The sequence below is a fragment of the Endozoicomonas ascidiicola genome, from assembly GCF_001646945.1.
GTDB classification, from domain to species: Bacteria; Pseudomonadota; Gammaproteobacteria; order Pseudomonadales; family Endozoicomonadaceae; genus Endozoicomonas; species Endozoicomonas ascidiicola.
Window position 1 is genome coordinate 153,285 of the sequence record NZ_LUTV01000009.1, and the last position, 11,535, is coordinate 164,819.

At 48.2% G+C, this 11,535-nt stretch carries 10 protein-coding genes, 1 other RNA gene and 1 riboswitch; of the genes, 8 read left to right on the forward strand and 3 right to left on the reverse strand.

Annotation, left to right across the window (positions count from 1 at the left end; all coding sequences use genetic code 11):
- Positions 1–173: 173 nt before the first annotated feature.
- Complete coding sequence (locus tag AKL11_RS21990) at positions 174–1,067, reverse strand: hypothetical protein (RefSeq protein WP_067522026.1); 894 nt, start codon at positions 1,065–1,067, stop codon at positions 174–176.
- A 797-nt stretch (positions 1,068–1,864) separates the two neighbouring features.
- Positions 1,865–2,539 (reverse strand): NUDIX hydrolase, encoded by a 675-nt coding sequence (locus AKL11_RS21995; RefSeq protein WP_067522028.1) that lies wholly within the window; start codon positions 2,537–2,539, stop codon positions 1,865–1,867.
- A 104-nt stretch (positions 2,540–2,643) separates the two neighbouring features.
- Here AKL11_RS21995 and AKL11_RS22000 point away from each other — a divergent pair, with 104 nt between their 5' ends.
- The 8 genes from AKL11_RS22000 (at position 2,644) to recR (ending at position 10,749) form a co-directional block, all read left to right on the forward strand.
- Positions 2,644–3,318 (forward strand): isochorismatase family protein, encoded by a 675-nt coding sequence (locus AKL11_RS22000; protein ID WP_067522030.1) that lies wholly within the window; start codon positions 2,644–2,646, stop codon positions 3,316–3,318.
- 11 nt (positions 3,319–3,329) lie between these two features.
- Complete coding sequence (gene pncB, locus AKL11_RS22005; RefSeq protein ID WP_095210619.1) at positions 3,330–4,499, forward strand: nicotinate phosphoribosyltransferase; 1,170 nt, start codon at positions 3,330–3,332, stop codon at positions 4,497–4,499.
- A 263-nt stretch (positions 4,500–4,762) separates the two neighbouring features.
- Positions 4,763–4,937, forward strand: a riboswitch (yybP-ykoY riboswitch).
- Positions 4,911–5,510 (forward strand): TMEM165/GDT1 family protein, encoded by a 600-nt coding sequence (locus AKL11_RS22010; RefSeq protein WP_425387579.1) that lies wholly within the window; start codon positions 4,911–4,913, stop codon positions 5,508–5,510. Its footprint overlaps the riboswitch before it by 27 nt.
- Positions 5,511–5,614: 104 nt before the next feature.
- The gene (locus AKL11_RS22015) at positions 5,615–7,006 is read left to right on the forward strand and encodes an MATE family efflux transporter (protein ID WP_157673718.1); all 1,392 of its coding nucleotides are present in this window, start codon (positions 5,615–5,617) and stop codon (positions 7,004–7,006) included.
- A 276-nt stretch (positions 7,007–7,282) separates the two neighbouring features.
- Positions 7,283–7,379, forward strand: an RNA gene (ffs, locus tag AKL11_RS22020) — signal recognition particle sRNA small type.
- A 180-nt stretch (positions 7,380–7,559) separates the two neighbouring features.
- Positions 7,560–9,704 carry a DNA polymerase III subunit gamma/tau gene (dnaX, locus tag AKL11_RS22025; RefSeq protein ID WP_067522036.1) on the forward strand — a complete coding sequence of 715 codons (2,145 nt, stop codon included), beginning with the start codon at positions 7,560–7,562 and terminating at the stop codon, positions 9,702–9,704.
- A 30-nt stretch (positions 9,705–9,734) separates the two neighbouring features.
- On the forward strand, positions 9,735–10,061 hold the full coding sequence (locus AKL11_RS22030) for a YbaB/EbfC family nucleoid-associated protein (protein WP_067522038.1): 327 nt from the start codon (positions 9,735–9,737) through the stop codon (positions 10,059–10,061).
- A gap of 88 nt (positions 10,062–10,149) precedes the next feature.
- The gene (gene recR / locus AKL11_RS22035) at positions 10,150–10,749 is read left to right on the forward strand and encodes a recombination mediator RecR (RefSeq protein ID WP_067522040.1); all 600 of its coding nucleotides are present in this window, start codon (positions 10,150–10,152) and stop codon (positions 10,747–10,749) included.
- A gap of 295 nt (positions 10,750–11,044) precedes the next feature.
- Here recR and AKL11_RS26525 read toward each other — a convergent pair whose 3' ends face one another.
- Positions 11,045–11,206 carry a site-specific integrase gene (locus AKL11_RS26525; RefSeq protein ID WP_095210627.1) on the reverse strand — a complete coding sequence of 54 codons (162 nt, stop codon included), beginning with the start codon at positions 11,204–11,206 and terminating at the stop codon, positions 11,045–11,047.
- Between the last annotated feature and the right edge of the window lie 329 nt (positions 11,207–11,535).

The following is an 11,535-nucleotide window of genomic DNA, read 5'->3' on the forward strand; positions in this document are numbered from 1 at the left end:
GCACTAATGAGCGAGGTGTTAAGAATGTCTCGCTGCTCACTGTTTAATGATGAAATGGAATCAATAAAATTCTGGAAGAGTTCAGATTGCATATCACTCCCCTACCACGTTGATTTTATAGGAGTTTAGCTGATTCAACCATTAACGGTAACTTAGCCCATTGCATTGCTGTGTTATTGCTCTTTTTTGATCAGCCTGCTATTGGATGAGCGGACTATCAGTGGTCCATGGTGAGGATCATCTGGCACCGAGAAAGCTTCGGTTCCAATTCTGCGTATGTATGTCAAAATAAGCTCCCGAGTTTGTGGTAATTCTATATCAGCTTCCACTTGATCAAACAGTGATTCTAGTTCTTTTACTGGTGTTTCGTTGTATTCTTCCGGGAGTTTAAATAGATACCGGATGTACAATTCATTTGAATCATAGCGTGCTATTCCACCCTTATTTTCAGGTTGGAAATACATGATGTCTCCTATGATTCTCCGTCCTTTGAGAGATTTGATGTGGTTTACAATCTTGATTTCTTCAGGAATTGGTAAAATGTGAATGGGTCTGGAAGTGCCTTCTATAGAGTTTGGCATTGTTGAGAGTGGTTTTTGAATTAAGGGGTTATTTTTATGAACTGTAAAATTTTCCGCATTATTACTGCAGCCGATAATATCTCTGGCTTCAATGATAATTGGTATCTTCCAACCTTTGGATTGCTGATCTTGTAAATTGCGAAAAGCTTCATCTTGATGGCTGTCTATATAGCCTCTTAATTTTGCCAAATCAAATGTTAATTTCCCACCAACGCCAAGCTTTCTATGACCTTGATGAGTTAAAATCTCTGAGTATGTCATTGCATCCATTGAAATATCGCATTTAATCTTTAGATCAGGGTTAAATTGGGGACTAAAATAACCAAGGGCTTTGTGTCGGCAGGGAGCGACGTATAATATTTTAGCGTAAATATGACGGCCACGAAGTTTGACTAATTCATTATAAATGATTTCTCTTTGGTCTACTGAGTTGTTATAGGTGGCCGGGGCATGAGAGGTGTGTGTAGCATTGACCTCTTCGAGCATGAGGTCGGGAGCAGTGAGAAAGAAAGGGTTTACAATGGATGCTGAATCGATTGTATGTAGTGCATTAATATTTGGTGGGGTGGGGGTCCTGCGTTGACAGGATGTGGGCGCTATGTTTAAAGGTGCAGGGTGTGTTACTGGAATGGGTAGCAGGTATGGAGGGTGGGCAGTTATTGCTGGCGAAAGATGTGAAGATGGTATTTGTTGGGTAGGGTGTGCTACTGGAATGGGTAGCAGGTATGGAGGGTGGGCAGTTATTGTTGGCGAAAGATGTGAAGATGGCATTTGTTGGGTAGGSTGTGCTAYTGGAATGGGTGGCCGGTATGGAGGGTAGGCAGTTATTGCTGGCGAAAGATTTGAAGATGGTATTTGTGGGGTAGGGTTGATTACACGACAAACTTTGTATGGCCCCCAGGAAGTAGGGACAGGAAAATTGACTTCAATGGCATGATTAAATGTTGCTTGATATTGTGCTTCTACAAATGGTTGATCCGGTCTAATCATTAGATTTGCTCGTTTTAATAATGTGAGGAAAAGTGTATAGCACAAAATTATTTTTTTGATGCTCAAATACCATCTCGTTCCCACGCTATCCGAGAGTGTCGCAAAACTCCAAACATCTCGTTCTCCATGCTTTGCGTGGGAATGCATACTCTTGAATTTTCAAAGGGTTAGAAGTATGGGGTCCCACGCAAAGCATGGGAATCAGGGCTTTTGCGACAACCTCAAAGCATGGGAACGAGGTTTCTGGTGTTTCTGTCAGGCTCAAAACATGAGAACCCGGTCTTTCGATCTTTTCACACCTTTACTGTCTGATAAAGCCGATCAAACAACCAATGCTTTGAGTCAGAGTTGGTGCGGTACAACACCGCAGGCCGATTACTTCCATAACGCTTTTCTCCCGTCTCCTGCAAAATATCACAGCTGAGAAAACGGTTGCGAATAGAGCGCATGGGCGGCGCTTTGCCCAGCACCACAGAAAAGACTTTCTGAATATCCGAGAGAATGAACTCATCCGGCAAAAGATACAGCGGAAGTACACTGTATTGGATTTTATTTTTTAAGCGATCAAGCGCTCCGGTAACTAGTTGGTCATGGTCGTAAGCTAATGAAGTTACCGGTAGGCCATCACAAACATCAATCCATCGGGCACTGCTTTCAATGATGTTATCGAGGCAGGGGCGAACCAGTGCATAATAAACGACAGTCATTGACCAGCCGCGGGAGTCTCTCTGATTGTCACCAATGGTCACCACCTGTTCAAAGTAACTGGCGGGTGTCGAGATGAAGCGGTCCAACTGACGTTTGGCAGTATCCTCCAGACACTGGTCCTGGTCAGCATCAATTCTGCCGGCGGGGAGTGTGGGTTTTGAAGATTCCGGCGCTCCATGGCCCAGTACCTGCAATCGTCCATTGTCACTCAGTTGAAAGACAACCAGGTCAACAGAAATTAATGCGGTACTTAAACTCATTTTTGCTCCTTTGGTGCTAGTTAGGACACATAAGTAAAGTTGACAGCTTATGGAACATAATTCACTATGTTAGTGAACTTGATTCCTTTTGTCACGGTGAAAATATGTACTCCATAGGGACCCGAGAGACCGTAGCCGCTTTTGATGTGGACGCCCAGAAGTGTTTCACTCCGCTTTGCCCTGATGAACTGCCGGTTCCAGAAGGGCACTTGATTGCTGATGAATTGAATCGTCAGGCGGGATTGGCGGCAGTCCGTGTGGGTTCCAAGGATGCACATCCTGCCACTGCCGTATGGGTAGCTACGGAAGAATCCCCTCAGTTAACAGCGATTGAAGGTCATAAGAATGTGGATCTTCGCTGGAATCGCCATGCCGTTCCGGGCACCACGGGTTTTGAATTGGTGGATGGTCTGCCGGATGTGACGGAGTACAATTACTTTGTCTGGAAAGGTGTCGAAAACAATATTCACCCTTATGGCGCCTGTTTTCACGATCTCGAAGAAAAGATGAGTACCGGTGTTATTGAGTTCCTGAAAAGCCGCGGTATCACAACCGTGTTAGTGGGCGGCCTCGCGCTGGATTTCTGTGTAAAAACCACGGCGTTACAACTGTGTCGTGCGGGTTTTGTCGTTTATGTAAATCGGGCTGCCTGCCGGGGGCTGGGTGAAAGTACTGTTGTTTCAGCCCTTGAAGAACTAAAATCAGCGGGTGCCATCATGATTGACAGTATTACAGAGCTGTCGGTTGATGATGTTGCCGCTGATGCCGTTGCCAACTGATGGAGGGGTATATGGATCACCCTGTCATACCAACCCTTCTTGATACCGATCTCTACAAATACACCATGCAGCAGTCGATGTTCCGGCGTTATCCGGATGCCTGGGCGCGCATGGAGTTTCACTGTCGTGATGAGCAAACACTGGCGGTGACCAAAAAACACCTTAAACGACAGTGTGAATTTCTTGGCGACCTGAGACTCAGCTCCGATGAACTGGAGTGGTTGTCGAGCTTGCCATTTATCAGTGAAGAATATCTGGACTATCTTAGTCGTTTCCGGCTGGACCCAAACGCTGTGTCCATAGAGCAACACAACGGGCAGTTATTGATCTCGGTAGAAGGCTTATGGAGTGAGGTTACGCACTTTGAGATTTTCCTGCTGGCGATTATCAGTGAGCTCCATGGTCATGGCTTTCAAGGTGATGTGGTTGCCCAGGGGCAGGCGCGATTGGATGAGAAACTGAAACGCTTGCCAGAAGACAGTCATCTTCAGTTGGTGGATTTCGGTACCCGTCGTCGTTTTTCCAGAGATTGGCATTATCACGTAGTGGAAACGTTAAAGCAGCACTTGCCTCAGAACTTTGTAGGAACCAGTAATTTAAATCTGGCGAGAAGTCTGGGTTTGAAACCGGTGGGTACCATGGCTCACGAATGGCTGCAGTCTCATCAGGTGTTAGGTGAAAGCCTGCGCACCAGTCAGCAGGATGCGTTGAATGTCTGGCTGGAGGAATATCACGGTCAGTTGGGTATTGCCTTGACGGATACCATCAGTATGGAAGCCTTTCTGAAAGACTTTGATGTTGGTCTGGCTCATGCTTACCAGGGGATGCGACATGATTCCGGTGATCCTGTTATCTGGGGTGAACTTGCTCTGGATCATTATCGCAAGCTCGGAATCGATCCTAGAGAAAAAAGTCTGGTCTTCAGTGACAAACTGAACTTTGAAAAAGCGCTGGATATCCATCAATGGTTTGCTGACAAAATAAACGTCAGCTTTGGTATAGGAACCTATCTGACCAATGATATGGGATATAAAGCCCCCAATATTGTCTTGAAATTGACGGAACTCAATGGCAGCCCGGTTGCAAAACTGTCCGACAGTCCCGGTAAAATACTGTGTAAAGATCCGGCATATATTGAATTGCTAAAATCCACTTTTGATTATCGATTAAGTGCGGCTTAGTGAGGGTGTCGCAAAACTCCAAACATCTCGTTCCCATGCTCCAGAGGGCGTCGCAAAAGCCCTGGTTCCCATGCCTTTATGCCCTTTGGGTATTGCGTGGGAACCCATACATCTGTCTCTTTGAAAATTAAGAGGTATGCATTCCCACGCGGAGCATGGGAACGAGGTTTCTAGAGTTTCGCGACAACCTCTTCGTGCTTTGTAAGCAATAGTGCAGTAGGGAAGAGTACTGTTTGATTTTATGATGTGATCTCTGTAAATTCCTCCCTGCCTCGGGGGAGTAGTCTGACCGCTGTGACAGCGGTAGCTATCGTCAACATGCTTGAGCCTCAATGCTCATGGCGATAGCAGCATGTGAATATGCTGGACAAGACCTGTGGTATAGCTGAGCCCCATGGCGGGAGGTTGGCTGTGCCACTTGTATTGCTCCCGCCTGGTTCGTTTATGGAAACGCTTTCACTTTCTACGCTGTCTATTTCTACCTTTGTCGTGTTTCTGGCAGAGATTGGCGATAAAACCCAGCTCCTTTCTTTGATGCTTGCACTTCGTTTCCGTGCTCCCTGGATGATTACGCTGGCGATTCTGCTGGCAACCCTGTTGAATCATGCTGCTGCGGCCTGGGTTGGCAGCCTGGTGACTGACTGGGTTTCCCCTGATGTTCTGCAATACCTTGTTGCGGCTTCCTTCTTTGCTGTGGCGCTGTGGGCGTTGATTCCCGATAAGCTGGAAGAAAAAGAAATGACCATGAATGGCTATGGGGTTTTCTTTACCACCGCTTTTCTCTTCTTTATCGCTGAAATAGGCGACAAAACGCAGGTGGCGACGATACTGCTCGCAGCGGAGTATTCAGCGACAACCATGGTTATTATTGGTACAACGGTTGGCATGCTGCTGGCCAATGTGCCCGTTGTGTTTTTTGGAGAGAAATTGGCCAATAAGTTACCGCTGAATTGGATTCGTCGAGGAGCCGCGCTGCTATTCGCGTTACTTGGTGTGATCGCGTTGATCTGACGACAGGCTCCTAATATCGGTTTCCACTCATAGCCCTCTAAACCTAGTGTCTCTAGAATCCCGTTGCCGTTCATTCTGGTAACGGTTTCCTTCGAGATATGTCCATGCCACAACCCATTGCACCCCTGAACCTCGGGCAAGACCCGGTGCGTAAATGTTTTCGCCATTTTTTAATGCCTGCGATTACCGGCATGGTGATTAAATCGCTCTACATTGTCGCGGATATTATGTTTATCGGGCACAGCATGGGTGAGCAGGGGCTGGCTGCGATTAATCTTGTATTACCTTACTTCTCCTTTATGTTTGCCGTCGCCATGATGATTGGTGTGGGCGGTGCCGCCGTGATGAGTATTCGTTTTGGTGAAGGGAATAAAGAAGAGGGGCAGAAGCTGTTTCAGCAAGCACTCACCTTGGTGACGTTGGTAATGGTCAGCCTGACATTGGCCACCATGATCTGGGCGGATGAAATTATCATGGCTTTTGGTGCCCAGGGTGAGCTGGCACCCATGGCTAAAGATTATGTGATTGCCCTCACATGGTTTGCAACGCCGTATGCTATCGGTTGGGTGTTGTCTAATTTTGTCCGTAACGATGGCAATCCATCCCTTGTTATGAAAGCTATGATCGCCAGTGCGACATTGAACGTCTTTTTAGACTGGCTGTTTATGATGGTCTTTCACTGGGGGATGTTTGGTGCAGGCTTGGCTACGGGTTTGGCGCAGCTGGCGATGGCGGGTGTTCAACTGCTGCATTTCCGTGGTGGCTCCGCCAATCTGAAACTTCGTTTTGCCTGGTTACGAATGCAGGAAATCAAACTGATTCTTATGACCGGCTTACCCACTTTGTTTATGGAAGCGTCGGTGGGGATTGTGATTCTGGTCTCTAACTGGATTCTGTTGAGTTTGGGCGGTGCATTGTACCTGTCGGTGTACACAGTCGTGTTGAACTGTATGTGGCTGCTGGGCTTGCTGGTATACGGCGTGTGTCAGGCAGTTCAGCCGTTGGTGAGTTTCAATCACGGTGCTCGTCAGCATAATCGGATTCTTGAAACGCTGAATCTGGGTTTAGTGCTTATTGTGATTTTGTGTGCCGGTTTTGCCACAGTGGCAGTGCTGTTTCCCGGGCAGGTGGTGTCGGCATTTGTTGCCAATCCATCGCCGGAAATGATTGAGCTTGGACGATGGGCCATGCGCCTTTATGGTTTTGCTGCCATTCCCATGGGCATTAATATTTTGATGATGACGGTGTATCAGTCTACCGCCCGAGCCAAGGCGTCCAGTTTGTTATCTTTGTTGCGCAGCCTGGTCTTTCCCGTTGCTGGCTTATTGCTGTTGCCTTTGGCTATTGATAACACGTTTGTCTGGGCCAATGTGCTGATTGCCGATTTGCTGGTGCTGCAGAGCAGTGTATTTCTGTTGAGAAACTATCGTTCACGTCTGAAAAAAGAGATGCAGGAAAAATCCTCCGATGATATTCCCCTTACCCCGGCATTTTAGAGATTGTCGCAGAAGCTCTGGTTCCCATACCAAGAGGTTGTCGTAAAAATCTGGTTCCCGTGCTTTTATGCCCTTTGGGTATTGCGTGGGAACCCATACGTCCAACTCTTTGGAAACTGAAGGGTATGCATTCCCACGCGGAGCATGGGAACGAGGTTTCTGGAATTTTGCGACAGCCTCTTTAAGCACTAGAGATAGAGTGGTTGACGTCGGGCAGGGTTTTGTGGAGAATGCGCTGCATCGGGACGCGATGTCTCCGGTCTCTATGGTGAACCCTGTTGGTTCCCCCGCAATAATCAACCACGAACTCCGCCAGGCCCGGAAGGGAGCAACGGTAGTGGTGACGTTATGTGCCGGGGTGTGGCTGACAGGGTTTGCCTCCAATATTTTATGGGTCATCTTTTTTGGGCCATCTTTTTTGGATCTGCTTCGGGTTCTCCGACAAATATCTTCTTCCTTCGCTTACATCCAGTCTAACTCGTGCATTTCAAGGTCTTCTTGGTTAGCATAGAATGCATTCTATCGTACATCTTTCAGGTATTGACGCGACTCAATGAGCTATCAGGTTCTTGCACGTAAATGGCGGCCCCGCTCTTTTCAGGAGCTGGTCGGGCAATCTCATGTTCTACAAGCGCTGGTTAATGCTCTGGATCAGAACCGGTTGCACCATGCCTATCTGTTCACTGGCACCCGGGGCGTAGGGAAGACCACCATCGCCCGGATATTTGCCAAGTGTCTGAATTGTGAACAGGGTGTCAGCTCCAAACCCTGCGGTCAGTGTTCTTCCTGTAAAGAAATTGATGATGGTCGTTTTGTTGATCTGATCGAAGTGGATGCAGCCTCCCGTACCAAGGTGGAAGACACCCGGGAGTTGCTGGATAACGTGCAATACGCGCCAACTCGCGGTCGCTACAAAGTGTACCTGATTGACGAGGTGCACATGCTCTCCGCCCACAGCTTCAACGCGCTGTTGAAAACGCTGGAAGAGCCGCCTCCCCACGTTAAATTCCTGCTGGCAACCACGGATCCGCAGAAACTGCCCATCACTATTTTGTCCCGTTGTCTTCAGTTCAGCTTAAAGAACATGACGCCGGAACGGATTGTTGGGCATCTGGAAAACATACTTCAGCAGGAACAGATTCCTTCAGAAACCCCCGCCCTATGGCAACTGGCCAGAGTGGCGGACGGCAGTATGCGGGACGCCCTGAGTCTGACGGATCAGGCCATTGCTTTTGGTGATGGTAAGGTCAGCGAAGTCGACGTCGGTGCCATGCTGGGTACCATCGATCAGGGGCAGGTGCTGAAAATGGTCACGTCTCTGGCCTCCGCAAACGCAGCCCATATATTAGCGTCGGTCGCCACGTTGGCCGAGCATTCTCCCGATTATCTTGCAGTCTTGGATGACATGCTCTCCATGCTGCATCGTGTTGCCATTGCTCAGGCGGTGCCCGATGCCGTGGATAACAGTCAGGGTGATCAGGAGCAAATTCTGGAGCTGGCCTCTGTGATGACGGCAGAAGATGTGCAACTGTATTTTCAGATAGGTTTGGTGGGGAAAAAAGACCTGCCATTAGCGCCAGACCCAAGAAGCGGTTTTGAAATGGCGTTGTTGCGGATGCTGGCATTCCGACCGGATGGTGCGCCGGTGGCACCGAAAGCATTAAAGATTGCGGTAACAACACCGTCGCCGACGTCTTCTGACGATAATACTCAGTCGGTGTCGTCTGATTCTCTGGCTGAGGGTGAAACCTCAGATCCGGAGCCTGAGGCAGTTAATCTATCATCACCAGAGCCAGTGGTTGAGTCGCCTGCCCATGACCAGCAGGTTGTGGAGAAGGTTGCTGCGCTGGTGGAAGTAGAAGAACACTCAGAGACACAGAAGCCCGTCAAAGATAACTTTGAGCCTCCGGTCATCGACGATCAGCCACAAGAGGTTGCTCAGCAAGAGACTGTTCAACAAAAGACGGTTCAACAAGAAGCTGCTCAACAAGAAGCTGCTCAACAAAAAACGCCGCCATCTTCACCGGTGGACGTTCAAGTACCGGATAACCATGCGCCACCGGCCATGGAAGATGTGCCGATATCCGCTTATGAGCAGGCGGATCATTATGGTCAGGATGAGTCTTTTAATGATGCGGCTCCACCGGAATGGTCAGCAGAAACGGCGGCTTTAAATAGTGTCGAAGCATCTTATGTTCAGGAGCAGCCAGTTGTCAGCGCTCCAGAAATTAAGCCCCAGGCATCACCCGTCAGAGCTGTTGTTGAGTTACCCGCAAAAGAACACCGGGTGGATTTCGATGCCTTGAATGAAGCCAGCTGGATTCAAGTATACCGTGGCTTGCCGCTCGGTGGTGTGACCGGCACCATTGGTTCTCACTGTGAGTTGGCGCAGAAAGAGCAGGGCGTTATTGCGCTGCGTCTCGATGCTGAACGCAGCACGTTGTATAACGACACCCATCGGCAGCGCATTGAAAAGGCGTTGGGTGAGTATTTTGAGCAGTCCATTACCCTGACAATTGACACTGGTCGTATTGTTGGTGAAACTCCTGCCGCCTGGCGAGAGCGTAAAATCGCAGAGCGTCAGCAGGAAGCGAAAGACAGTATTTATTCCGATGCCAAGGTGCAGAACCTGGTTGAGGCTTTTTCCGCCACAGTGCTGGATGACAGCATCCAGCCCATAGGCAATGTGATTAAATAGATTTTTAAACGACTGATTGCAGAGGTTTATATGTTTAAAGGTGGCATGGGCAACATGATGAAGCAGGCCCAGAAAATGCAGGAAGATATGCAAAAGCTCCAGGAAGAGCTGGCCAATGCAGAAGTAACCGGCGAATCCGGTGCTGGTCTGGTCAAAGTGGTTATGACTGGCCGCCACGATGTTCGCAAAGTGGAAATCGACCCAAGCTTGATGGAAGAAGACAAAGAAATGCTGGAAGACCTGATTGCAGCAGCGGTTAACGACGCAGTGCGTAAGATCGAAGCCACTAACAAAGAAAAAATGGGCGCACTGACGGCAGGCATGGGTCTGCCTGCAGGTATGAAACTCCCTTTCTAAATTAATGTTACCGGCATCGCCATCAGGTGATGCCGGCATTATTATTTAAGTTCAGGTTTAAGTTCAGTTTTACGTTCAGGTCTACTCTATGTTCAGCCCGATGATCAGGGAATTGATGGAATCTTTGCGCTGCCTGCCCGGTGTGGGGCCGCGTTCAGCACAGCGCATGGCGCTGCACTTGCTGGAGCGTGACCGCGATGGCGCTTTTCGTCTTGCAGAAGCCTTAAAGCAAGCGGCAGAAGGTGTTGGGCGTTGCAAACACTGTCGTACATTGACGGAAGAACCCGTTTGTCAGATTTGTGCCAGCCCATCCCGGGATGAAAAACTGCTTTGTATTGTCGAGAATCCTTCTGATGTCATGGCGTTTGAGCAGGCGGGTGGCTATGGTGGTCGTTACTTTGTGCTTATGGGACATTTGTCGCCAATTGATGGCATTGGGCCGGATGATATCGGCATTGATCAGCTACTGCAGACAGCAACCGACAATCAGGTAGAAGAAGTGATTCTTGCCACCAACCCAACCGTGGAGGGCGAAGCCACAGCTCACTACATTGCGGAAGAGTTGAAAACCCTGAGCGTTGCTACCAGTCGTATTGCTCACGGTGTACCGCTGGGTGGTGAACTTGAGTTTGTGGATGGTGGTACACTGGCTCATGCATTGGCTGGTCGTAAACGGGTTGAAATTTGATTGATGAGCGCTCCTTACCATCTCGGTTTACCCATGTGGAGCAATCGGGATTGGGTGGGGAGTTTGTACCCCAGTAATGCCAACAGCTGTTCTTATCTGCAACACTAGAGCCAAGTTTTTAATACGGTAGAAGGGAATACCACCTTTTATACCCTGCCCAGTGAGCAATTAAACCTGTTCTTGGAATGCTTGAGTCCATTGGTACCTTATCTAGAGCCATTTATGATTCAGTTGCCCAAATCGTTTACTTCAAGCCGTCTATCATAGACTTAATGATTTCTTGCTCAACTTCCATCTATTTATTGGTCGTCGTATCTTGATCATGCAACCACTCCCTGAATATTAAAAGGTCTTGTTGATAGGCATCACGGGTATTTTTGCTCAGACCCCTTTCAAGCCATAAGTATTGCAGGAATTCCTGTATTTCAAGAGATGAGGGTACTGGTATGTTTACTATGGCTTGATTTTAACGTTAATTCAGTAGTTTATGTGGGTAAACCAAAACTCATTTGAAACATACGGTTCTAAATGAGCAGATAAATTGATCCAAAGCATGAAACGAAAAACGATTCAAGACGTATAATTACAGATCATTTTTTGCCATAACTATTCGATTCATGCTTAAAGTCCTACACGATAAATGGAATCAATCCCCAGAATGCCTCTATCAATCTGGATTATCAGAACCTCRCCATAGGACGCGCGAACGCTTTATGGCCCTTTATCAAGTCTGTTGTGAGCAATCCGCTTCACAGGTGGCCTTCAGCACCAAACGCGCAACACACA